The sequence below is a fragment of the Janthinobacterium silvisoli genome (assembly GCF_014200725.1).
Taxonomy (GTDB): domain Bacteria; phylum Pseudomonadota; class Gammaproteobacteria; order Burkholderiales; family Burkholderiaceae_D; genus Janthinobacterium.
In genome coordinates this window covers 817,360-839,374 of sequence record NZ_JACHCL010000001.1, presented here as the reverse complement: position 1 = coordinate 839,374, position 22,015 = coordinate 817,360, and the positions used below count along the sequence as shown (strand labels likewise).

The window sequence follows — 22,015 nt, the reverse complement described above, 5'->3', positions numbered from 1 at the left end:
GGGGCGCCGAGCCCCGGCGGGTCTGACCCCGGAATTTAATTGCTGCGTCGTAGCGCTTACAGCTTCAACTGCTCAGCCGTCAGCAGGAACACCATATCGTCGCCGGCGCTGGTGGTCAGCCAGGTCAGGCCCAGTTCGCCAAACGCTGCTTCCGCGTATTCGCGCTCGTTGCCGATTTCGATCATCAGGATGCCGTCGTCGGTCAGGCGCTCGGCTGCACCGGCGATAATCTTGCGCACCAGGTCCATGCCGTCGCTGCCGCCGTCCAAAGCGATTTGCGGCTCGGCCAGGTATTCCTGGGGCAGGGCGCCCATCGAGGCGGAATTCACGTACGGCGGGTTGCTGATGATCAGGTTGTATTTCTTGGCCGGCACGTTGGCGTACAGGTCCGATTCGATCAGGTTGACGCGATCCTGCAATTTGTAGGTGTCGACGTTGCGTTTGGCCACGGCCAGTGCGTCGGCGGAAATATCGACTGCATCCACAGTAGCGTTCGGGAAAGCATCAGCCATCATGATCGACAGGCAGCCGGAACCAGTGCACAGTTCCAGGATGTTTTCCACCGCTTCCGGTTCCGCCACCCATGGCGAGAAGTATTCAGGGATCAGCTCGGCGATGAAGGAGCGGGGCACGATCACGCGCTCATCGACGTAAAAATTGTAGGTGCCCAGCCAGGCTTCCTTGGTGATGTAGGCAGCCGGAACGCGGTCGATGCTGCGGCGCTCGATGACGGCCATCACGGCGGCCACTTCCGACGGCAGCAGTTTGGCGTCCAGGAATGGTTCGAGCTTGTCGAGCGGCAACTTCAAGGTGTGCAGCAGCAGATACGCGGCTTCATCGAAGGCTTCGGCGCTGCCATGGCCGAAAAACAGCTTGGCGGCGTTGAAACGGGTGGTGGCGTAGCGCAACAGGTCGCGTGGCGTGGAAAACGGATTCGGTGTCATGGCATTCTCGATAGAGCGGGTGATGGCCCGCTAAAGCGGGCCTGGTGTTATTCGGGCAGCAAATGCTCCAGCGTACGGCGGTAAATATTCTTCAGCGGATCGATGTGGCACACGTCGATGTGCTCGTCGATCTTGTGAATACTGGCATTGGGCGGCCCGAATTCTATCACCTGAGGGCAGATCTGCGCGATAAAGCGGCCATCGGAGGTGCCACCGGTGGTCGATAACTCCGTCTTAATGCCGGTTTCTTCTTCGATTGCGCTCGATAAGGCATCGGAAAGCGTGCCGCGCGGCGTCAGGAAAGGCTGGCCGCTCAGGGTCCATTCCAGATCGTATTGCAAGTCATGCCGGTCGAGGATGGCGTGTACGCGCTCTTGCAAGCCTTCGGCCGTGCTGGCGGTGGAAAAACGGAAATTGAAATCGATCACCATGGCGCCCGGAATCACATTGTTCGCGCCCGTGCCTGCATTGATGTTCGACATTTGCCACGAAGTTGGCAAATAGTATTCATTACCCTCGTCCCACTGTTCCGCCACCAGGTCGGCCAGCGCCTGCGCCGCCACGTGGATCGGGTTTTTCGCCAGGTGCGGGTAGGCGATGTGGCCCTGTATACCCTTGACCGTCAATCGGCCCGACAGCGAACCACGGCGGCCATTCTTGATCATGTCGCCCAGTTGGGCGCTGGAAGTCGGTTCACCGACCAGGCAATAATCGATCTGCTCGCCGCGCGCCTTGAGCTTGTCGCAAACGATGACGGTGCCATCGGTAGCAGGGCCTTCCTCGTCGCTGGTGATCAAGAAGGCGATCGACCCCGTGTGCTCGGGTCTGGCGGCGATGAATTCTTCGCAGGCAACCACCATGGCGGCGATCGAGGTCTTCATGTCGGCTGCGCCGCGGCCATACAGCTTGCCGTCGCGCACGGTGGGGATGAACGGTTCCGAGCGCCATTGCTCGACGGGGCCGGTCGGCACCACGTCGGTATGGCCGGCAAACACGAACACGGGCGAGGTTGTGCCGCGGCGCGCCCACAGATTGGTGACGTCGTTCGATTGTATCGTTTCGCAGACAAAGCCCAGCGGCGTGAGGATATCGATCAAGTGCTGCTGGCAGCCCTTGTCGTCAGGCGTGACCGAGGACAAGGCGATCAGTTTTTCAGTCAGGGCGAGGGTTTTGGAAGTGGTCATGGGGCTAAAGCGAAGATGAAGGCTCAAACTGAAAAAATTGCTTTGTATTGTGCATCCGAAAACGCCACGCTGAACTGGCCGTCCTTGTCCAGCACCGGGCGCTTGATGATGGACGGGTTTTCCAGCATCAGCTCGAGCGCGCTGGCGGCGTCGGTGACGGATGCCTTGCGCTCATCGCTCAAGGCGCGCCAGGTCGTGCCTTTCTTGTTGACCAGCAGATCCCACGGCAATTGCTGCAGCCATAGCTCCACAGTGGCCCGTTCCAGGCCCTGTTTCTTGAAATCATGGAAAGTGAAGTCGAGTTGCTGCGCGGCCAGCCAGGTGCGGGCCTTTTTGACGGTATCGCAGTTGGGGATACCGTAGAGTGTAATGGTCATGATGTGGTGCGCTATGGGGAATGAATGCGGTTTGCTTGAGCGCCGTGCTTGCGTTTACGCAAAAACGCGGGCGTAGCCCGTATTATACAGTTGATGTGTATCAATGCGGCGGTGCAGCAAGAGTCAGTTTGCTCAAGGAATTAGGCTACGGATACCTGACACTGTTGCCAGGGCGCTTCGATATTCATCGGCTGAAGCCATGACGACATCGCGCTTGCCTACATAGGCCGAGGCGCCGCCTGGCTTTCCGGTGCTCCAAAATGCAAACCCAGACGCAAGGCCAGTGCCCGCAGGGCGCCGCTTTCCTGCTGGTGCAGGGCCAGTGCGATATGGCCGTCGGGGCGTACCAGATAGGCGGCATCGCGGCCCAGGCCTGCGAATTTGGCGGCGACATTGAACGTATAGCAATGCACGGGCAGTTTCAGGATACGCGCTTCATCGAGCAATTCCGGCGCCGGTGTGCCATAGATGTGCAATTGCCAATCCATGCTGCGCAGTGCCAGGAAGTTGTCTTGCGTACCGTCTGAAAACCAGGGCAGGCGGTCGCCGCCCCGTAAATGTTCCGCGTGGCCAGCGGAGAGGGCGCTGTCTTCATAGCTGATCTGGATTTGCGACACCGTCTTGAACAGCATCCGGCGCGCGGCTTCAAAGCCGGACAGGAAAGGCAGCGCGTGCGGCACCAGCCACTTGCGCAGCACTTGCCCCGTCACGCCTTGCGACACGATGGCCTGGAAGGCGCGGTCGGTGGAGGCGACCAGCTTGCGGGCAAACACGATGCGCTCGGCTTCATACGTGTCGAGCAGGGCGTCATGGCTGCGGCCGTGCAGTTTTTGCGCCAGTTTCCAGGCCAGGTTGACGGCGTCGCCCAGGCCCGTATTCATCCCCTGGCCGCCCACCGGACTATGCAAATGGGCCGCATCACCGAGCAGGAAGCAGCGCCGTTCGCGGAAGTGGGTCGCCACGCGGTGATGTACCTTGTAGGTGGAAAACCAGTTGACCTGTTCTACCTGAATATTGAGCAAGGTTTCCACCTCGGTGCGCACATCGTCGAACACGGGCGTCGGCGCACCTTGCGGGCGGTCAGGCAGGATGCCGATCAGGCGCTGCATGCCGCTGGTACGCACGGGCAGCATCAGGGCGAAGCTGTTGGCGCCCAGGTGGGCATGCAAGTCGCTATTGCTGCCAGCGACCTTGGCGTCGGCCACGTAATACAGGTGGTCGTAAGTGCCGCCCGACAATGCGATGCCGGCGATCTCGCGTACCTTGCTGCGCGCGCCATCGCAGCCGCAAATATAATTAAACGTGCAATATTGACGTTCGCCACTTTTAAGCAGTATGGCTTGCACTTCGCTATCGTCCTGCGTCCACAAGTCCAGGGTGACATTCCATTCCACCTGTACGCCTGCTTCCGCCAGCTTGCCGACCAGGAAACGTTCATGCTCATCCTGGGGCAGGCTCAGCACGAAAGGATAGGGACTCAAGCCTTCGCCGATTTCGCCCAGCGCCAGCTTGACCAGTTCTTCTCCGCCTTCGTGCACGTGTACCGTATTGATCTTGATGCCAAGATTCACCACTTCATCGGCAAAGCCCATCTGCCGGTAAAACTCCAGCGTACGGGCATGCACGGCCATGGCCCGCGACGCCTGGCCGGGACCGCTGTTCTTGTCGATGATGCGGCAAGCTACGCCGTGGTGGGCCAGGCGCAAGGCCAGCATCAGGCCGCTAGGGCCGGCGCCTACGATCAATACGGGAGGTGTATTCATGCCATCGAGTATAGGACAAGATGAGCGAGGGAGAGGAGACGATTGACGTGTCTGCCTGGAAATGAAAATGTCCCGCCAGGGCGGGACATTCAGGGTGCGGCGATTGCTTTGCAGCTAGTCGATCAGATGCCGCGCAGCAATTCGTTAATGCCCGTTTTCGAACGCGTCTGAGCATCCACGCGCTTGACGATCACGGCGCAGTACAGCGAGTACTTGCCATCTTCCGAAGGCAGGTTGCCCGATACGACTACAGAACCGGCTGGCACGCGGCCGTAGGTCACTTCGCCGGTGGCGCGGTCGTAGATCTTGGTCGACTGGCCGATGTACACGCCCATCGAGATGACCGAGTTTTCTTCGACGATCACGCCTTCGACGATTTCCGAACGGGCGCCGATGAAGCAGTTGTCTTCGATGATGGTCGGGTTCGCTTGCATAGGCTCCAGCACGCCGCCGATGCCGACGCCGCCGGACAGGTGGACGTTCTTGCCGATCTGGGCGCAGGAACCAACGGTGGCCCAGGTATCGACCATCGCGCCTTCATCGACGTAAGCGCCGATGTTGACGTAGGACGGCATCAGCACCACGTTCTTGGCGATGAAGCTGCCGCGGCGTGCCACGGCAGGCGGCACCACGCGGAAGCCGCCCTTGGCGAAGTCTTCAGCGGTGTAGTTGGCGAACTTGGTCGGTACCTTGTCGTAGAACTGCATCGTGCCGTCCGACGGCATGGCGACGTTGTTTTCCAGGCGGAAAGACAGCAGCACGGCCTTCTTGACCCATTGGTTGACGACCCAGTTGCCGCTGGTTTTTTCCGCCACGCGGATGCTGCCGTTATCCAGGCCATTGATGACGTGGGAAACGGCGTCGCGCAATTCAGCGCTGCCATTGCCCGGGTTGATCTCGGCGCGGTTTTCCCAGGCCTGGTCGATGATGTTTTGCAGTTGTTGGCTCATGATGAAGTCGTGTTCTTTAGTTGGTTGATGCGGATGCGGAAAGCTGCTGGCAGAATTTTACTATGCGCTGCGCCGCTTCCAGCCCTTCGGCCGTTTCGGCCACCAGGGCCATGCGGATGCGGTTGCGGCCCGGATTGATGCCGTGCGCGTCGCGCGCCAGGTAGCTGCCAGGCAATACCGTGACATTATATTCGGCGTACAGGCGTTGCGCGAATTCAGTGTCCGACAAGCCGGTGCGGCTGACGTCGGCCCACAGGTAAAAGCCGGCGTCGGGCAGGGCGACATCCATCACCGTTTGCAGCAGCGGGGTGATGGCGTCAAACTTGGTCCGGTACTTGGCGCGATTTTCCTCGACATGGGTTTCGTCGTTCCAGGCCGCGATAGAGGCCGCTTGCACGGAGGGGCTCATGGCGCCGCCGTGATAAGTACGGTAGAGCAGGAATTTTTTCAGTACGTCCGCGTCGCCGGCCACGAAGCCCGAGCGCATGCCCGGCACGTTCGAGCGTTTCGACAGGCTGGAAAACACCACCAGGCGCGCGTACGGGCGTTCCACGGTGGATAGGCCCAGCATGTGCGCTGCCTGCAATGCGCCCAGCGGGGCGGTGTCGCCATGGTAAATCTCGGAATAGCACTCGTCGGCGGCGATCACGAAATCGTAGCGCTCGGATAAAGCGAACAGGTGTTCCCAATCCGTCAGCGTCAACACGGCGCCGGTCGGGTTGCCCGGCGAGCACAAAAACAGCAGCTGGACTTTTTCCCACACGGAAGCAGGCACCTGGTCGTAGTCGCAGCCGAAATTGCGGGCCGGGTCGGAATTGACGAAATACGGTTCCGCGCCGGCCAGGTAAGCTGCGCCTTCATAAATCTGGTAAAACGGGTTCGGACTGATCACCAGCGCGCCAGCCGTCGGGTCGATCACCGTTTGCGCCAAGGCAAACAGCGCTTCACGCGAGCCATTCACGGGCAAAATCTGCGTGGCCGGGTTCAGCGCTGGAATGCCGTAGCGGCGCTCCAGCCAGCCGGCGATGGCGCCGCGCAAGGCGTCCGAGCCGATGGTGGTCGGGTAGTTGGCCAGGCCGCTGATGTTGTCGATCAGCGCCTGCTCGATAAAGGCCGGCGTCGGATGCTTGGGTTCGCCCATGCCCAGGCTGATGGGAGCATAGTCGGGATTGACCGTCACGCCGGCAAACAGCTGGCGCAGCTTTTCAAATGGATATGGTTGCAGTTTGGCAAGAAGTGGATTCACGGGCTGACCAGGACAGTAGGGTGGGAACGAAGTCGGGCTGCGGTATTGCCGGCAGCCAGTCGGTCATTATAGCCGCGCTGATGGAAGCGTAGGGCAGGGCGTTGTGCAACGCGGCAATGTTGCTACACATTGGGTACTGTTAAAATACCTTATGTCTACCATACTTGCTATTGAAACTTCTTCCGAACTCGCATCCTGCGCCTTGCTGCGCGGCGATGCCGTCCTTTCCCGCGAGTCGTCGGGCGTGCGTACCCATTCCCAGTCCATCTTGCCGATGGTGCAGGAATTGCTGGCCGAAGCCGGTCTCAGCCTGGCCGATTGCGACGCCATCGCCTACGGTTCCGGTCCCGGCTCCTTTACAGGCGTGCGCACGGCTTGCGGCATCGCCCAAGGCCTGGCGTATGGTGCCGGCTTGCCGGTAGTGCCTGTCGTTACTCTGGACGCCATGGCCCTGGCTTGCCATCAGCAACATGGCGCCATCCGTGTGCTGACGGTACTCGACGCGCGCATGGGCGAGGTGTACTGGGCGCAATACGATTACCGCGATGGCTTGCGAACCATCTTGCCGCCTGCCTTGAGCGCACCGGCTGGCGTAGCACCGCAAGGCGACGTGACGGCTTGCGGTAATGGTTTTTCTGCTTATGTGGCTGAACTTGCCGAACTGCCCAGCGCTGCCGAGGCGGACGCTGCCATCATGCCGCACGCGGTGCAGATAGCACAGCTGGCCCGCACTGCCTTTGCCGCCGGGCATTTTGTGAAGGCGGCCGATGCGCAACCGCTGTATCTGCGCAACAAGATCGCCTACACCAGCGCGGAGCGGCTGGACATGGCTGCGGCGAAAGCTGCTGCTGTGGCTGCCACTGAGGCAGGGCAATGACGCCAGCCGGTAAAGAAAGCGCAGGCTGGGACTTGCTGCGCCTCGATTACCAGCCGATGCAGGAAGCGGATCTGCCTGAAGTGCTGGCGCTGGAACAGCGCGTCTATCCGCACCCCTGGACGCACGGCAACTTTGTCGATTCGCTCAAGAGCGATTATCCGGCCTGGGTCTTGCGCGATACGGACGGCACCCTGCTCGGCTACTTTTTGCTGATGCTGGTAGTCGATGAAGCGCATTTGCTGAACGTGGCGGTCGAAGGTGCGATTCAGGGGCAGGGTCTGGGCCGTTTTTTGCTGAATCAGGCGTGCAGCTGTGCACGCCAGTTGGGCATGGAATCGATGTTGCTGGAAGTGCGCCCGTCGAACGTGCGCGCGCTCGATATTTACCAGCGCTACGGATTTGAATCGATAGGCCGGCGCAAGGGATATTATCCTGCCGCCAATTCGCAACGTGAGGACGCCATCGTGATGCGTTATACCTTATGAGCCGCAGCGCCGTCTTTCTTGATGAAATGGGCGTCGGTCCCTTGTGGCGCTTGCGCCGCAGTGGGGTAGCTGCTGTCGAAGAAGTGGTGGCGGAAGAAGCCGTCGCAGTTGCCGTGCCGGTAGCGGTCGCGGAAGTGGCGCCGGTTGCCGAGATTGTCATCGCTCCTGTTTCTGTGCCTGTGGTTGCTCCACTTATCGTGCCACCCGCGCCAGTCCCGGTCCCGGTCCCGGTCCCGGTTGCCGCTACTGAATCCGACGACACTGCCTGGTTCGACGATGCGCCACCACCTCCGCCTGCCAAACAGCTGACCGACGCTGAAATCGCCGTGATGGATTGGGATGCACTGGCGGCGGCGACAGCCAAGTGCACCCGTTGCGACCTGTGCAAGAACCGCAAGGGTGTGGTGGTGGGCCGTGGCGACCGCCAGGGCGCGTGGCTGATGCTGGCCAGCAGCCCGTCGCGTGGCGAAGAGCGGGAAGGGCGCGCCCTGCCCGGCGAGCAGGGCAAGCTGCTGGACAATATGCTGAAAGCTATCGATATCGCGCCGGAAACCGACGTGTATATCACGCACCTGCTGAAATGCCGTCCGCTGGATGAAGCGGGCCAGGAGCGCTTGCCGACCGAAGGTGAAACCGCCGCCTGCCGTCCCTTCTTTGCACGCGAACTGGCCTTGCTGCAACCGCGCACCATCGTTACCCTGGGCCAAATGGCTGCCGCCGGTATCTTGCCTGGCGAAAAGCCCGTGCGCGGCAAGGTGCGCCAGCTGGGCGACGCCGCCGTGGTGGCCACTTACCATCCAGAAAACCTGTTGCAGGATGAAAGCGGCAAAGCCAAGGCGCGCGCCTGGGGCGATTTGTGCCTGGCGAAAAGTACGCATGCCGGGCGCGGCTGACCGGTTCCAGCAGGGCTTCGAGTCCCGCTGGGGCCATCTCACGCATCCCCACGTACGTGCGCTGGCCTGGCTGCTCGATTCTCCCGACCTGCTTGATCCGGCCAGCCCGCACTGGAGCGGCCGTATTGCCAGCCTGGGGCCGTTGACGCCTGCCGTTGCAAGTTGGCTGGCGGCATTGCAAGACGACCACTCGCCTTTGGCAACCGCACTTGGTCCCAAATTCTATTCCCGCCTCGGCCTGTATGCTGAAAAGCTGCTGGCCTTTTATTTTGAACAGCATGGCTTGCTGCAGGTCCATGGCTTGCAAGTGCAGGTCAACCGCAACGATACGGTGGGGGAATTTGATTTCCTGCTGCACGATGGAAACGCATTGCTGCACTGGGAATTTGCCACCAAGTTTTATCTGCTCGAAGGCAGGCCCGATCCAGGTATTTTCAACCACTTGATCGGCCCCAACCTGGCCGATACTTTGGGCTTGAAGATGCGCAAGATTATCGACAAGCAATTAGCCTTGTCGCGCCATCCAGCAGCACTCAGCCTGCTGACGCAGCCTGTTGCCTCGGCGCAGGCGCTGGTGAAAGGCTGGCTGTTTTATGAGCATGGCGAGGTGTCGCCCATGGACGGCATTTCCAGCGAGCATGGACACGGTTTCTGGTGCACGGCAGCACAATTACCGCAGGATCAGCGATATGTGATCTTGCCCAAGTTGCAGTGGCTGGCGCCGTACAAAGGTCTTGAGGAGGAAGTGTTCGATGCAGCCGCCTTACGCAAGCATTTGGCGGAGCTGCCGCAACCTGTGCTGGTGGCGGCGGTCGAGCATATCGATGGCTGGGAAGTGGAGCAGAGCAGGGGATTTATCGTCCCTGAAAACTGGACCGCGCAAGCGGCGGCCCGCAGGTTGGCAGGGACGTTGCCTGATTAGTGCTTCTGTTCGCCGATCAAGGACAAATTATCATGCTCGGCCTGGTTCATCTTGTGGCGGCGCATGATCATGTACATGGTGCCGGCGACGAACAGGCCGAACAGCACGATGATGGCGTTGAGCGGCAAGTGCAAACGGATCATGATGGAATACACGGCCAGCATGGTCAGGATGGACAGGTTTTCATTGAAGTTTTGCACGGCAATTGAGTGGCCTGCGCTCATCAGCACGTGGCCGCGATGTTGCAGCAGTGCATTCATCGGCACCACGAAGAAGCCGGACAAGGCGCCGATCAGCACCAGCATCGGGTAAGCCATCCACACGCTATGGACTTGCGTCATCAGCATGACGATCACGCCCATGGCGATGCCCAGCGGTATCACGGTCAAGGACTTACGCAGCGGTATGAAGCGCGCCGACAGTACCGCGCCAAAGGCCACGCCGATGGCGACCACGCCGACCAGGCTGGTGGCCTTGTCGAACGGCATGTTCAGCGATTGCTTGGCCCATTCCAGCACGATCAGTTGCAAGGTGGCGCCAGCGCCCCAGAACAGGGTCGTCACCGCCAGCGTGATCTGGCCCAGCTTGTCTTTCCACAGAATGGAATAGCAATTGGCGAAATCGGAAATCAGCTTGATCGGGTTGCGTTCCTGGTGCGGATACACGCAGTGGGTATCCGGTATCTTCAGGTTGGCCAGGGTCGCCAGGATGTAGGTGCCTACTACCACGCACAGGGCCGCTTCGGTCTTGGTGGTGATGCCCGTATCGATCATCGGGAAGTCGAATGACAGCAGCATGGCCGACACGTGGCCGCTGACGAGCGCGCCGCCCATCACGGTGCCGAGGATGATGGAACTGACCGTCAAACCTTCGATCCAGCCATTCGCCGCCACCAGTTTTTCCGGCGGCAGCAATTCCGTCAGGATACCGTACTTGGCCGGCGAATACACGGCTGCGCCAAAGCCGACGATAGCGTATGCCAGCAGCGGGTGGACATGGAAAAAGACGAGGAGACAACCGAAGATCTTGATCATGTTGCCGATGAACATGACCTTGCCTTTTGGCATGGAGTCAGCGAAGGCGCCGACGAAGGCAGCCAGCAAGACGTAGAACAGCACGAACGACAATTTCAACAGCGGCGTGATCCACGCCGGGGAATTCATGGACACCAATAGATCGACGGCGACGAAAAAGAGGGCGGTATCAGCCAGCGAGGAAAAAAACTGCGCTGCCATGATGGTATAAAAACCACGATTCATTCTTGAGTGCCTGAAATCTTATCTGGCTTGCTTTATACCACGAAGAAAGAACAACCTACAAGTTCGCGCCACCCTCCGGGCGGGCCCGTCTCCTAAGCGGGACTTAATTTTTCTCCCGTAGAAAAATAGCTATGGTTATGAATATTTTGTAAATGAGAGAGTCTGCCTGGCGCGGGGTCTGCAGTCCCTCAATACTGTCCGGTAAAATAGGTGATTATTACTTGCCGTAGAAAACGCTTATGCCCAGGCCCATCGTCGCGACCGTCCATCTGGATGCCATGAAACATAATCTGGCCCGCGCCCGTGCCAGCGCGCGGGGCGCTAAAGTGTGGGCGGTAGTGAAAGCCGATGCCTATGGCCACGGTTTGCAGCGCGCGATGCGCGGTTTTGCCGAAGCCGACGGGCTTGCCCTGGTGGAATTCGATTACGCGCTGCGCCTGCGCGCCTGGGGCTGGAGCAAGTCAATATTAATGCTGGAAGGTTTTTTCGATGCCGATGACTTGCTCGCCATGGCTGAGTATGGCCTCAACGGCACCGTGCATAGCCTGGAACAGATCGCTCTGCTGGAAGAGGCCCGCTTGCCGGCCACCGTCGATGTCCATCTGAAAATGAACACGGGCATGAACCGCCTCGGTTTTACGCCGCAAGCGGTGGGCGCCGCCTACGCGCGCTTGCGCGCCATACCCTGGGTTGGCACGATTACCTTGATGACGCATTTCGCCAATGCCGACGAGGCTGCGCCTGCCCATCTGCCCATGGAAGAGCAGATGGAGCGCTTCGAGGCGGGCGCGGCCACCATCGCAGACCCTTTGCCGCGCAGCGTATCGAATTCGGCGGGCGTGCTGCTGCACCAGCTCGATAGCGACTGGGTGCGGCCCGGCATCATGTTATATGGCGGCACGCCCAGCACAACTCCCGCGCTCGATTTTGATTTGCGTCCCACCATGACCTTGCGCAGCCGCATCATCGGCATCCAGGAGATCGTTGCCGGCGAGGTGGTCGGTTATGGCAGCCGTTATGAAGCGGGCGGCCCCGTCAAGGTGGGCGTGGTGGCTTGCGGTTATGCCGATGGCTACCCGCGCCACGCGCCGGAGGGTACGCCGGTGCTGGTGGACGGCGTGCGCACGGGCCTGATTGGCCGGGTGTCGATGGATATGCTGATGGTTGATCTGACGCAAGTGCCGGGCGCCCGGGTGGGGAGTCATGTCATCCTGTGGGGCGAGGGTATGCCGATCGATGAGGTGGCGCGTGCTGCCGGCACCATAGGCTATGAGCTGATGTGCGCGCTGGCGCCGCGCGTTCCCGTGATCGAGGCGTGATCCAGACGTGACCTGCGGGGACTGTTTGTATATACTGTGAGGGTACTGTATGTATAAACAGCTATTTTCACTCCTACCCGAGCACAGCACACCATGGCAAAAGTCAAAACCACCTACACTTGCAGCGATTGCGGCGCCATCAGTAATAAATGGATGGGGCAATGTACCTCTTGCAATCAATGGAATACCATGGTGGAAACCGTGCCCGAGACGGGCGGCAACAACCGCTATTCGAATCCCCAGCATATGTCGCTGGCGCAGACGGCGCCCGTGCTGTCGCTCGATGATATCGACGCCATCGACGTGCCCCGTTTCGGCACCGGCATCGAAGAATTCGACAGGGTGCTGGGCGGCGGCATGGTGGCTGGTGGCGTGGTGCTGATCGGTGGCGACCCCGGTATCGGCAAGTCGACCCTGCTGCTGCAGGCGCTGGCGAACATGTCGCACCAGAAGCGCGTGCTGTATGTCAGCGGCGAGGAATCGGGCGCGCAGATCGCCTTGCGCGCCAAGCGCCTGGTGATCGACGCCAAGGAATTGAAACTGCAGGCCGAGATCCAGCTGGAAAAAATCCTCGCCACCCTGGCTGATTTAAAGCCGGAAGTGGTGGTAATCGACTCGATCCAGACCGTGTATTCAGATGCCTTGAGTTCGGCGCCAGGTTCCGTGGCGCAAGTGCGTGAATGCGCGGCGCAATTGACGCGCGCGGCCAAGCAGACGGGCGTGACGATTATTTTGGTGGGCCACGTGACGAAAGAGGGCGCGCTGGCCGGCCCGCGCGTGCTGGAACACATCGTCGACACGGTGCTGTACTTCGAGGGCGACGCCCATTCCAGTTTTCGTCTGGTGAGGGCTATTAAAAACCGTTTTGGCGCCGTTAATGAGTTAGGCGTGTTCGCCATGACGGAAAAAGGCTTGAAGGGCGTATCGAATCCTTCCGCGCTATTTTTGTCGCAGCATGATAATCAGGTCCCCGGCTCCTGCGTGATGGTGACACAGGAGGGGACGCGCCCGCTGCTGGTGGAAATCCAGGCCCTGGTCGACACCAGTCATTTGCCCAATGCGCGGCGCTTGTCGGTGGGCCTGGAACAAAACCGGCTGGCGATGCTGCTGGCCGTGGCGCACCGCCATGCGGGTATTGCTGCGTTTGACCAGGATGTATTCATCAATGCGGTCGGTGGCGTGAAAATCACCGAACCGGCGGCCGACCTGGCCGTGTTGCTGGCAATTAACTCGTCGATGCGCAATAAACCGTTGCCGCGCGGCTTGGTGGTGTTTGGCGAGGTGGGCCTGGCCGGTGAAATCCGGCCTGCGCCGCGCGGGCAGGAGCGCTTGCGCGAAGCGGCCAAGCTGGGTTTTACCTTGGCCATGATCCCGAAGTCGAATTTGCCCAAACAGGCAATCGAAGGCATCAAGGTGATTGCTGTCGAGCGTATTGACGAAGCGTTCAACAAGCTGCGCGATCACGAATAAACACGCTATGGCTGGGCAGGCCATGTGGCCGGGCGGCAAGCCGAGTCATTTGGAACTATAATATCGCCCGACATTTCGCGTAGCATATGGGCGTCGAAATACAGATGAATCGATAGATAGAGAAGCGGAATACAGTGTCAGTAGAGCAAAGGCAGGGCGCACGCAAGATTTTACGTACCAGGGCAATGTTGATCATGGATGGTGCGGGGCCGGTAGCGGCGCGTACCCTCGATGTCGGGCCGGGCGGCATGTCGGCCGTGGTGACTGAACCGGTACCGGCAGGCAAGCAGGGCAAGGTGCTGTTTGAGTTATTTCTTGAAGGCAAGGCGCAAATCATCGAAGCCCGCACCGCTGTTTCGCATTGTATTTTCAGCAGCGCAGGCTTCAAGGTAGGATTGACTTTCTTGCATCTGGACATGGCGGTCATGAGCGCCATTTCCAAGTTTATGCGCTAAGATGGATGTCATCAGCGTGTAAGGACAGGTGCAATGGGTTTGCAGGGCGCAAAATACGGCTCTGTTCGCTGTTTTGATATATTAGCCATGCTGCATAATAATCAACCAGAAGAGATGTGGTCATGCAGTGTACCGCGTGCCCCCTTTACAGGCTATATCTGGCCATACCCGGACATACAGGACGCCCACCATGTTTAATTCCACGATCAACAGCAAGGTCTACACCAATAACACGCAGGCATCGCCATCGGCCGATGTCTACGCCAAGGTGGAGCGCCAGATGCAATCGCAAAATACGGGCGTCGTCAAACTCAACACCACCCTGGCCAAGGATCAAGCCAAGTTTTCCGGCCTGGGCCAGCTGCAATCGGCGCTGGCCAAATTCCAGACCATCGCCAAGAGCATGGCCGGCAGCGGCCTGGCCACCTCGGCCACGTCCAGCAAGCCGGGCGTGGTCAGCGCCACCACCACCGACAAGGCTGTCAGCGGTACCTACGAAATGAACGTCAAGCAGCTGGCGCAAGGGCAAACCCTGCTCAGCGGGGCGCAGAAATCGTCTTCCGCCGCCATCGGCACGGGCGCGCCGACGCAGATCAAGATCGAATTGGGCAGCGAAGACGGCAAGCAGTTCACGGCCGGTGGCGGCAAGCTCATTGCAGTGACCATCGATAGCAGCAACAATAGCCTGGACGGCATCGCCGCCGCTTTGAAGCAGGCCGGCGTGGATGCCAGCGTGGTGAAAAATGCCGACGGCTATGCGCTGGCCATCAATGGCAAGAGCGGCGCCGACAACAGCATGCGCATCAGCGTGACGGGCGACGCGTCCGTCAGCAACCTGGTGTCGTACGCGCCGGGCGCCAATAAGGGTTTGCAGCAAACAGCCGCCGCACAGGATGCGCTGGTCACGGTGGACGGCAAGGATATCAAGAGCGCCAGCAATACCTTGACGACGGCCGTTGACGGCACCACCGTCGAGCTCAAATCGACTGGCATTACCGACCTCGTCGTCGCCAAGGACAGTAGCCAGATCGCCACCAATGTGGCCAGTTTCGTGAATGCCTACAACGAGCTCAACACCAAGCTGCAAAGCTTGCAGCAAGGCGGTCTGAAATCGGACACGGCCCTGGGACAGGTCAAGTCGCAACTAGAACAAGTATTGCGCACGGCCAGCACGGGCGTGCCATCGTCGGTGCTGAGCAGCGCAGGTGTTACGCTCGGCAAGAATGGCGAGCTGGTGCTGGACGAGGCTAAGCTCAAGGCGGCCGTCGCTGCCGATCCTGACGCCGTCAGCAAGCTGTTTACCAACGATGGCAAGGGTGTGGCCGACCAGTTCAATAGCAAGATCGGAGAATTGACGGGTGAGACCAGTGTTCTGCGCAAGGAGCAACTGACCGTTGGCAAGGACATCACTACCCTGACCAACAAGAAAGCCGTACTGGCCAAGGCATTGACGGCGCAGGCCCAGGCGCTGGTCAAAGCTTACACGGCGCAGGAGCAGATGGGCAGCAATTCGGCCCTGCCAGGTTATACGGGCAAGAATTCCCTGTTTGACTTTATGGCTTGATACAGCCGATTTAGCCCTGCACGCTCTTTCCAAAGAAGGCCGTCGGCGAACTGCCGAAGGTCTTCTTGAACATGGCGGAAAACGCCGACTGGCTGGCGTAGCCCAGTTCTTCGGCTACCTGCGACAAGGGCACGCCGCGCGCGATCATCGGAGCGGCGTGGGCCAGGCGCACTTGCTGGCGCCATTGGCCAAAACTTAATCCCAACTCCCGTTCAAACAAGCGCGCCAGGGTACGTTCCGAGGCGCCCACCACTTGCGCCCATTGCTCCAGTGTCAAAGGCGAGCCGGGCTTGTCGATCAGGTTGCCGCACAGGGTTTTCAGGCGTTTGTCGCTGGGCAAGGGCACGCGGATGGGGCGCGTGCTGGAGCGCGACAATTCATCGAGTATCAGCTCGGCCAGCAAGGCTTCGCGCGCCGGTTCCTGGCCCGGGTCCAGCTGTTCCAGCGAGATGATCAGCTGGCGTAGCAGATTCGACACTTCCAGCACCTGGCAATCGCGGCCCGCAAACGGCGCGCGCGCGGCAAAAATGCACAGCGGCCGCAGCCGGGTTTTTTCCAGTATCGTCACTTCATGCTCGACGTGGGGCGCGATCCAGATGGCGCGCATGGGCGGCAACACCCAGCTGCTGTTCAGTGCCGTAATGCGCAGCACGCCTTCAAGCGCATAAGTGACCTGTCCCCAGGGGTGGGAGTGCGGCGAGAGAAATTCGTCAGGCTGCAGATCGCGCGCGATCATCGTCACGGGAATGGCGGCGCTGGGCGCCTCGCGTGGCGGGCACATGCGCGTATGGTGAAGCACGGGTACACCCATCAGTTTGACCTTAATTCGATAAATGATGTCATGTTGGTGAAAAACAGACGATGGTATTTTGCATACACTAGATGGCATCAAGTATAAAACAGGGTATGACATGATAACAACAACTAGCAACTCTCCCGATGGCAACTTCGCCAGCGACGTCCGCGTCATCAGCCTGGTTGGCCTGGCGCACGGCGTCTCGCATTTTTACCATTTGATCCTGGCGGCCCTGTTCGTCTGGCTCAAGCCTGCCTTCAACCTGTCGTATGCGGAACTGGGCTTGCTGATGACGGTGTTCTTCGTCATCTCGGGCGTGGGACAGGCGCTGGCCGGCTTCGTGGTCGACCGTTTCGGCGCGCGCGCCGTGTTGTGTTCCGGCATCTTTTTGCTGGGTCTATCGGCGCTGGCGCTGGCACACGCGCAAAGCTACACGGCGCTGATGCTGGGCGCCATGCTGGCCGGCACGGGCAACAGCGTATTCCACCCGGCCGACTACACGATCCTCAACCAGCGCGTCTCGCCGGCCCGCGTGGCCTACGGTTTTTCCATGCACGGTATCAGCGGCAATATCGGCTGGGCCCTGGCGCCGCTGTTCATGACCTATGTCGCCAGCCACTATGACTGGCGAATCGCGCTGCAGTGCGCGGCGGTACTGCCTTTTTTCGTTCTGCTGGTCCTGTTCCTGAACCGCCACGCCATCCGTCCTGAACCCGTGAAAAAAGCGGCGCCGGGCCAGCTAGCCAGCGGCGAGGGCACGCTCGACTTCCTGCGCCTGCCGGCCGTGTGGATGTGCTTTGCCTTTTTCTTCATTACCGCGATCGCCCTGGGCGGTATCCAGAGCTTTGCCAGCGTGGCCCTGGTCAAGCTGTACAACATGAGCTTGCCCCTGGCCACCAGCGCCTACACGGCATATATGCTGGCCTCGGCGGTGGGTATGGCGGCCGGCGGCGTGGTCGGCGCGCGCAGCAAGCAGCCGGACCGCAATGTGGCGATAGCCTTTTCGGCAGCCGCCATACTGGCCGTGCTGCTGGCGCTGGCGGCGGTGCCGGCCTGGGCTGCCGTGGTGCTGATGGGCGCCATTGGCCTCACTTCCGGCGTAGCGGGGCCGTCGCGCGACCTGATGATACGGGCGGCGGCGCCGAAAAACGCCACCGGGCGCGTGTATGGCGTGGTTTACTCCGGTCTCGATAGTGGCCTGGCCGTCGGTCCCTTGCTGTTTGGCGCGCTGATGGATGGCGATCATCCCGCTCTGGTATTCGTATTTATCGGTGTGTTTCAGGCGCTGGCGATCGCCACGGCCGTGGGCGTGGGGGGCAAGACACGTGCCGTGGCGCTGCAAAAGGCATAAAATTAGCGGCATCTGAGACCACGCTGACGGAGATGCCATGACCTTTGCCACCACCGACCTGTGCGATGATTACGCTGCCATGCTGGACGACGGCACCCTGGCGGTGCTGCCGCCCGTGTACCGTTCGTTCGGGCAAAAGCTGCGTTTTTGCGGGCCGGCCACCACCGTGCAAGTGTTTGAAGATAACGCGCTGGTGCGCAGCACCCTGGAAACGCCGGGCCATGGCCATGTATTGGTGATCGATGGCGGTGGCAGCCTGCGGCGCGCGCTGGTGGGTGGGCAACTGGGCGTGCTGGCGCAAAATAATGGCTGGGCCGGCATCGTGGTCGATGGCTGCATCCGCGATTGCGATGAAATTAATGTCTGCGAGATCGGCGTGCGGGCGCTGGCCACGCATCCGCGCAAGAGCGGCAAGACGGGCGCCGGCCAGGTGGACGTGCGCGTGCAGATCAGCGGCGTGGATGTCTCGCCCGGTGACTGGATCTACGCGGACGCCGATGGTATCCTGGTGTCACGCCAGGAACTCGATTAACAACGCCTATCAAAACTTACTGCGCGTCGGTATAGGCGGCCTGCGATGCTCACCGTACCTGCGTACGGTTGTGCTTCTCGACCACCTCTCCCTTCCGCTCGCTACAGTTTTGTTAAGCGTTGTAAGACGCTAATTGGTCTTCAGGCATAAGGCGTGCCGGCCATCGCCGCCTGTACGCCGATGCTGCCCTTGTCGATCATGGCCAGGAACACGGCTTGTGCCTGGCTTACATCTTGCCCCAGCCGGTAAGCCTGGTGCGCCTGGATCAGGGCCACCGTCCAGCTTGCTACGACCAGGCCCGCCGCCAGTTGGGCATCGCTATCGTCCACTTCCCGTCCTGCCGAGTGCGCCAGTTCTGCCGCCAGCAATTGCGCGATCTCGTCGCGTATCGCCCTGGCCCTGGCCTTCAGGGTTTCACTGCCTTCGATGGTGGCGATAAAACCCTGGCTTCCGGCAGAAAACCGCATATAGGGACTATCGTCCGCCACCAGGCCATGCGCCAGCAGGCGCAAGGTTTCGAGCGGCGAGATGCCGGGATTGCGCTGGCGCAAGGCTGAGCGCAAGGCTTCTCGTCCCTCTTCATCGCGGTCGAAGAACATGTCTTCCTTGCGCGGGAAGTGGTTGAACACCGTCATCCGTCCCACATCGGCCGCCGCCGCAATCTCATCGACTTTCACATGATCGAAGCCCCGTTCGAGAAATAGCCGCGTGGCGATATTGGAGATGGTCTGGCGCGTGGCCAGGCGTTTGCGGGTGCGCAGGTCGGTTGGTGTTGACATGCGGCAGATCATAGCATATCTTATGTGTACTTAGTACATATTTGGATTGGGTATATTATGAATCAAATCAATGAGCAAACACAGGTTGTCGTCGTCGGCGCAGGACCGGTCGGGCTGCTGGCCGCCATCGAATTAACCCTGGGCGGTGCGCGCGTCGTGGTGCTGGAGCGCCTGGCCGCACCGAGCAAGGTGATGAAGGCCCTGGGGATCGGTCCCCTGGGAAGTGAAGCCTTGCAGCGCCGCGGCATGGCGCCCGCCATGGGGGATGTGGAGGCGCGGGCTTTTGAGCTGATGCAATCGTTCGCGCAACAGCCGGGCGCCCAGGTGCGCGGCAAGGACTCGAAGTTCAGCGGCCATTTCGCTGGTTTGCCCCTGATACGCAAGGATGCGCAGACAGAGCCGCACCGGCGCCCGCGTCCGGTCGACCAGCACAGCATTGAAGCCATGCTGGCCGAACGGGTGCAGGCGCTCGGCATCGAGGTGCGCCGCGGCTGCGACGTCACCGGCGTGGTGCAGCAGGACGATGGCGTCGAGGTGGCGTGGATATCGGATACGGGCGCCGGCCAGCTGCGTTGCTGCTGGCTGATTGCCTGTGACGGCGGGCGCAGCAGCATCCGCAAGATGGCCGGTTTTGACTTTCCCGGCACGCCGCCCAGCTCGACGTTTTACCAGGCCGTGGCCGAGATCGACCATCCCGAGCGCCTGTTGCCGATCGGCTGGAACCGCACCTCGGGCGGCGTGTTTTCCTACGGCCCCTCGGCCCACCCCGAGTCGCGCCGCCTGTTCATGCTCGATTTTTCAGGCACGCCGGAAAATCGCGAGGCGCCCGTCACGCGTGAAGAGATTGAAAGCGTGCTGCGCCGTATCAGCGGCATGGAGGTGCGCGTCAACGCGCTGGGTAGCGCCAGCCGGTGGACCGACAACACGCGCCTGGCCGCGACCTATCGCCAGGGACGGGTGCTGCTGGCCGGCGATGCGGCGCATATCCATACGCCGTTTGGCGGCCAGGGCCTGAGCCTGGGCTTGGCCGATGCGGCTAACCTGGGCTGGAAGCTGGCGGCGGTCTTGCGCGGCGACATGCCCGACAGTTTGATCGACAGCTACACGGCCGAACGCCATCCCGTGGCCCAGGCGGTGCTGGCCAATACCCTGGCCCAGGTCGCCATCATGCGGCCCGATCCGCAAGCGGGCGCCATGCGTGAACTGATCGCCGAACTGATGCAGTTCGATGACGTCAACCGGCGCATCGGCGAAATGATGAGCGGCCTGTCCACGCGCTACGAGCTCGGTTCTGAGCGCGACGAGGTGGGCCGGCTGATCGGCGACAGGCCCATCGGCCATGGCGACGCCGGCGTGACGCTGTATGATGTGATGCAGGATGGCAAGGGGGTCTTTCTCGACGCCTCGCACGGGGCCGCCGCCTCCCGTATCGTTGCCGCAGCGACGCAGCAGCTGCGCTGCGTGGCCATCGATCACGGACCGTCCATGCTGATCCGTCCCGACGCCTGCATTGCCTGGGCGGCCGATGGCGACAGCACGGACGGCCTGGAGCAGGCGCTGCGCCGCTGGTTCGCTTCATCGCCCGTGACTGTGCAATGAACAAGCCGCTGCTGATCATCTTTGCCACCATCGCGCTCGACGCGGCCGGCATCGGCCTGATTTTCCCGATCCTGCCGCGGCTGCTGGCGGAAGTCACGCATGCGGGCAATATCGCACCCTATATCGGCATCATGACGGCGCTGTATGCCACCATGCAATTTATCTGCGCGCCGGTGCTGGGTCTGTTGAGCGACAAGCTGGGCCGGCGTCCCGTGCTGCTGATTTCGCTGGCGGGCGCGGCGGTGAACTATGTACTGATGGCGTTCGCGCCCCAATTGTGGATGCTGCTGCTGGGTCGGGCGATTGCGGGGCTGACCAGCGCCAATGTGTCCGTCGCCACCGCCTATATCACAGATATTTCCCCCGAAGAAACGCGCGCGCGCCGCTTCGGCTTGCTGAACGCCGTGTTCGGCTTGGGATTTATCGTCGGCCCCGTGCTCGGCGGCGTGCTGGGCGACTATTGGCTGCGGCTGCCCTTTATTGCCGCCGCCGTGCTGAATGCGGCTAACTTTTTGCTGGCCTTGTTTGTACTGCCGGAGTCGCGCACGCCGCAAAAGCAAAAGATTGTTCTGGCCGAACTTAACCCGCTGCGGCCTTTGCGCTGGGCGTTTTCCATGAAGGCTTTGCTGCCCATTATCTGCGTGTTCTTTATCCTGAGCGCCACCGGCGAAGTGTATGGCACTTGCTGGGCGCTGTGGGGCCATGACAGTTTCGGCTGGAATGGCTTGTGGATCGGCTTGTCGCTGGGCATGTTCGGCGTATGCCAGACCCTGGTGCAGGCATTCTTGCCTGGCCCGGCGACGCGCTTATTGGGCGAGCGCGGCGCCGTGCTGCTTGGCGTGGGCTGCGCCAGCATCGCTTTGGTCGTGATGGCTTTCGCCCGGGAAGGCTGGATCATCTTTGCCATCATGCCCATCTTTGCCCTGGGTGGTATCGGCGTGCCGGCCTTGCAAGCACTGGCCACGCGGCAGGTGGAAGAGGATCGCCAGGGCCAGTTCCAGGGTTTGCTGGCGTCGGTGGTCAGCCTGGCGTCCATCATCGCACCGCTGGCGTTTTCCAGCTTTTATTTTGTCGTCCGGCAAACGTGGCCTGGCGCTATCTGGCTGTCGGTGGTCGTCCTCAATGTGATTGCGCTGCCGCTGATCGTGCTGGGCACCCGCAATGCTGGCAGGGACGCGAAAGCAGATGAATCTTTGTTGAGAGGAGGATAACGAAATGCAATAATGGCTGGGCATGCAATATGGCATTGC

Annotated in this window: 21 protein-coding genes; 12 read left to right on the top strand and 9 right to left on the bottom strand. The window is 60.8% G+C overall.

The features are described from left to right. Window positions 1–56: 56 nt before the first annotated feature. The 6 genes from prmB to dapC all read right to left on the bottom strand — a co-directional run bounded on the left by prmB (window position 57) and on the right by dapC (window position 6,464). Window positions 57–944 (bottom strand): 50S ribosomal protein L3 N(5)-glutamine methyltransferase, encoded by an 888-nt coding sequence (gene prmB, locus HDE75_RS03810; protein WP_183676148.1) that lies wholly within the window; start codon window positions 942–944, stop codon window positions 57–59. A gap of 47 nt (window positions 945–991) precedes the next feature. Beyond that, on the bottom strand, window positions 992–2,128 hold the full coding sequence (gene dapE, locus HDE75_RS03805) for a succinyl-diaminopimelate desuccinylase (protein ID WP_183676149.1): 1,137 nt from the start codon (window positions 2,126–2,128) through the stop codon (window positions 992–994). A 23-nt stretch (window positions 2,129–2,151) separates the two neighbouring features. Further along, a complete protein-coding gene (locus HDE75_RS03800; protein ID WP_183676150.1) occupies window positions 2,152–2,505 on the bottom strand; it encodes an ArsC family reductase in 354 nt (117 codons plus the stop codon). Window positions 2,506–2,723: 218 nt separating this feature from the next. After that, window positions 2,724–4,268 carry an FAD-dependent monooxygenase gene (locus HDE75_RS03795; protein WP_183676151.1) on the bottom strand — a complete coding sequence of 515 codons (1,545 nt, stop codon included), beginning with the start codon at window positions 4,266–4,268 and terminating at the stop codon, window positions 2,724–2,726. A gap of 122 nt (window positions 4,269–4,390) precedes the next feature. Continuing rightward, window positions 4,391–5,218 (bottom strand): 2,3,4,5-tetrahydropyridine-2,6-dicarboxylate N-succinyltransferase, encoded by an 828-nt coding sequence (gene dapD, locus HDE75_RS03790; RefSeq protein WP_183676152.1) that lies wholly within the window; start codon window positions 5,216–5,218, stop codon window positions 4,391–4,393. Between the two features lie 16 nt (window positions 5,219–5,234). Further along, the gene (dapC, locus tag HDE75_RS03785) at window positions 5,235–6,464 is read right to left on the bottom strand and encodes a succinyldiaminopimelate transaminase (RefSeq protein ID WP_183676153.1); all 1,230 of its coding nucleotides are present in this window, start codon (window positions 6,462–6,464) and stop codon (window positions 5,235–5,237) included. A gap of 151 nt (window positions 6,465–6,615) precedes the next feature. On the opposite strand from dapC, the gene tsaB reads away from it, so the two are divergent. From tsaB to HDE75_RS03765, 4 genes are read left to right on the top strand one after another with little or no spacing between them, the layout of a single operon-like run. Continuing rightward, on the top strand, window positions 6,616–7,341 hold the full coding sequence (gene tsaB / locus HDE75_RS03780) for a tRNA (adenosine(37)-N6)-threonylcarbamoyltransferase complex dimerization subunit type 1 TsaB (RefSeq protein WP_183676154.1): 726 nt from the start codon (window positions 6,616–6,618) through the stop codon (window positions 7,339–7,341). After that, the gene (gene rimI, locus HDE75_RS03775) at window positions 7,338–7,826 is read left to right on the top strand and encodes a ribosomal protein S18-alanine N-acetyltransferase (RefSeq protein WP_183676155.1); all 489 of its coding nucleotides are present in this window, start codon (window positions 7,338–7,340) and stop codon (window positions 7,824–7,826) included. Before tsaB ends, rimI begins: the two co-directional genes overlap by 4 nt. Next, window positions 7,823–8,719 carry a uracil-DNA glycosylase gene (locus HDE75_RS03770; protein WP_183676156.1) on the top strand — a complete coding sequence of 299 codons (897 nt, stop codon included), beginning with the start codon at window positions 7,823–7,825 and terminating at the stop codon, window positions 8,717–8,719. Before rimI ends, HDE75_RS03770 begins: the two co-directional genes overlap by 4 nt. Continuing rightward, window positions 8,703–9,641 (top strand): DUF1853 family protein, encoded by a 939-nt coding sequence (locus HDE75_RS03765; RefSeq protein WP_183676157.1) that lies wholly within the window; start codon window positions 8,703–8,705, stop codon window positions 9,639–9,641. Before HDE75_RS03770 ends, HDE75_RS03765 begins: the two co-directional genes overlap by 17 nt. On the opposite strand, the gene lplT is transcribed toward HDE75_RS03765, so the two are convergent. Continuing rightward, window positions 9,638–10,900, bottom strand: a complete 1,263-nt coding sequence (gene lplT, locus HDE75_RS03760) for a lysophospholipid transporter LplT (RefSeq protein ID WP_183676158.1) — start codon at window positions 10,898–10,900, stop codon at window positions 9,638–9,640. The two genes, HDE75_RS03765 and lplT, sit on opposite strands and share 4 nt — an antisense overlap. Window positions 10,901–11,139: 239 nt before the next feature. On the opposite strand from lplT, the gene alr reads away from it, so the two are divergent. From alr to fliD, 4 genes are all read left to right on the top strand, one after another. Next, the gene (gene alr, locus HDE75_RS03755) at window positions 11,140–12,219 is read left to right on the top strand and encodes an alanine racemase (protein WP_183676159.1); all 1,080 of its coding nucleotides are present in this window, start codon (window positions 11,140–11,142) and stop codon (window positions 12,217–12,219) included. A gap of 93 nt (window positions 12,220–12,312) precedes the next feature. Next, on the top strand, window positions 12,313–13,689 hold the full coding sequence (radA, locus tag HDE75_RS03750; protein WP_183676160.1) for a DNA repair protein RadA: 1,377 nt from the start codon (window positions 12,313–12,315) through the stop codon (window positions 13,687–13,689). Between the two features lie 134 nt (window positions 13,690–13,823). Then, a complete protein-coding gene (locus HDE75_RS03745; protein WP_300751018.1) occupies window positions 13,824–14,144 on the top strand; it encodes a PilZ domain-containing protein in 321 nt (106 codons plus the stop codon). A 190-nt stretch (window positions 14,145–14,334) separates the two neighbouring features. Continuing rightward, the gene (gene fliD, locus HDE75_RS03740; RefSeq protein WP_183676162.1) at window positions 14,335–15,708 is read left to right on the top strand and encodes a flagellar filament capping protein FliD; all 1,374 of its coding nucleotides are present in this window, start codon (window positions 14,335–14,337) and stop codon (window positions 15,706–15,708) included. A gap of 10 nt (window positions 15,709–15,718) precedes the next feature. On the opposite strand, the gene HDE75_RS03735 is transcribed toward fliD, so the two are convergent. Beyond that, the gene (locus HDE75_RS03735) at window positions 15,719–16,519 is read right to left on the bottom strand and encodes a helix-turn-helix transcriptional regulator (protein WP_183676163.1); all 801 of its coding nucleotides are present in this window, start codon (window positions 16,517–16,519) and stop codon (window positions 15,719–15,721) included. Window positions 16,520–16,619: 100 nt separating this feature from the next. Here HDE75_RS03735 and HDE75_RS03730 point away from each other — a divergent pair, with 100 nt between their 5' ends. Both HDE75_RS03730 and rraA read left to right on the top strand, forming a co-directional pair. Next, the gene (locus HDE75_RS03730; RefSeq protein ID WP_183676164.1) at window positions 16,620–17,855 is read left to right on the top strand and encodes an MFS transporter; all 1,236 of its coding nucleotides are present in this window, start codon (window positions 16,620–16,622) and stop codon (window positions 17,853–17,855) included. Between the two features lie 37 nt (window positions 17,856–17,892). Beyond that, entirely contained in the window at window positions 17,893–18,387 is a 495-nt protein-coding gene (gene rraA / locus HDE75_RS03725) for a ribonuclease E activity regulator RraA (RefSeq protein WP_183676165.1), read from the top strand. Between the two features lie 140 nt (window positions 18,388–18,527). On the opposite strand, the gene HDE75_RS03720 is transcribed toward rraA, so the two are convergent. Next, on the bottom strand, window positions 18,528–19,166 hold the full coding sequence (locus HDE75_RS03720; protein ID WP_183676166.1) for a TetR/AcrR family transcriptional regulator: 639 nt from the start codon (window positions 19,164–19,166) through the stop codon (window positions 18,528–18,530). A gap of 57 nt (window positions 19,167–19,223) precedes the next feature. On the opposite strand from HDE75_RS03720, the gene HDE75_RS03715 reads away from it, so the two are divergent. Continuing rightward, window positions 19,224–20,765 (top strand): FAD-dependent monooxygenase, encoded by a 1,542-nt coding sequence (locus HDE75_RS03715; RefSeq protein WP_221291748.1) that lies wholly within the window; start codon window positions 19,224–19,226, stop codon window positions 20,763–20,765. Continuing rightward, window positions 20,762–21,976 carry a TCR/Tet family MFS transporter gene (locus tag HDE75_RS03710; protein WP_183676167.1) on the top strand — a complete coding sequence of 405 codons (1,215 nt, stop codon included), beginning with the start codon at window positions 20,762–20,764 and terminating at the stop codon, window positions 21,974–21,976. Before HDE75_RS03715 ends, HDE75_RS03710 begins: the two co-directional genes overlap by 4 nt. Window positions 21,977–22,015: the final 39 nt, after the last annotated feature.

Excerpts from the sequence above, each read along its gene's own strand:
- prmB (WP_183676148.1), bottom strand. The coding sequence starts at position 944 with ATGACACCGAATCCGTTTTCCACGCCACGCGACCTGTTGCGCTACGCC.
- dapE (WP_183676149.1), bottom strand. The coding sequence starts at position 2,128 with ATGACCACTTCCAAAACCCTCGCCCTGACTGAAAAACTGATCGCCTTG.
- HDE75_RS03800 (WP_183676150.1), bottom strand. The coding sequence starts at position 2,505 with ATGACCATTACACTCTACGGTATCCCCAACTGCGATACCGTCAAAAAG.
- HDE75_RS03795 (WP_183676151.1), bottom strand. The coding sequence starts at position 4,268 with ATGAATACACCTCCCGTATTGATCGTAGGCGCCGGCCCTAGCGGCCTG.
- dapD (WP_183676152.1), bottom strand. The coding sequence starts at position 5,218 with ATGAGCCAACAACTGCAAAACATCATCGACCAGGCCTGGGAAAACCGC.
- tsaB (WP_183676154.1), top strand. The coding sequence starts at position 6,616 with ATGTCTACCATACTTGCTATTGAAACTTCTTCCGAACTCGCATCCTGC.
- rimI (WP_183676155.1), top strand. The coding sequence starts at position 7,338 with ATGACGCCAGCCGGTAAAGAAAGCGCAGGCTGGGACTTGCTGCGCCTC.
- HDE75_RS03770 (WP_183676156.1), top strand. The coding sequence starts at position 7,823 with ATGAGCCGCAGCGCCGTCTTTCTTGATGAAATGGGCGTCGGTCCCTTG.
- HDE75_RS03765 (WP_183676157.1), top strand. The coding sequence starts at position 8,703 with ATGCCGGGCGCGGCTGACCGGTTCCAGCAGGGCTTCGAGTCCCGCTGG.
- lplT (WP_183676158.1), bottom strand. The coding sequence starts at position 10,900 with ATGAATCGTGGTTTTTATACCATCATGGCAGCGCAGTTTTTTTCCTCG.
- alr (WP_183676159.1), top strand. The coding sequence starts at position 11,140 with ATGCCCAGGCCCATCGTCGCGACCGTCCATCTGGATGCCATGAAACAT.
- radA (WP_183676160.1), top strand. The coding sequence starts at position 12,313 with ATGGCAAAAGTCAAAACCACCTACACTTGCAGCGATTGCGGCGCCATC.
- fliD (WP_183676162.1), top strand. The coding sequence starts at position 14,335 with ATGTTTAATTCCACGATCAACAGCAAGGTCTACACCAATAACACGCAG.
- HDE75_RS03735 (WP_183676163.1), bottom strand. The coding sequence starts at position 16,519 with ATGGGTGTACCCGTGCTTCACCATACGCGCATGTGCCCGCCACGCGAG.
- HDE75_RS03730 (WP_183676164.1), top strand. The coding sequence starts at position 16,620 with ATGATAACAACAACTAGCAACTCTCCCGATGGCAACTTCGCCAGCGAC.
- rraA (WP_183676165.1), top strand. The coding sequence starts at position 17,893 with ATGACCTTTGCCACCACCGACCTGTGCGATGATTACGCTGCCATGCTG.
- HDE75_RS03720 (WP_183676166.1), bottom strand. The coding sequence starts at position 19,166 with ATGTCAACACCAACCGACCTGCGCACCCGCAAACGCCTGGCCACGCGC.
- HDE75_RS03715 (WP_221291748.1), top strand. The coding sequence starts at position 19,224 with ATGAATCAAATCAATGAGCAAACACAGGTTGTCGTCGTCGGCGCAGGA.
- HDE75_RS03710 (WP_183676167.1), top strand. The coding sequence starts at position 20,762 with ATGAACAAGCCGCTGCTGATCATCTTTGCCACCATCGCGCTCGACGCG.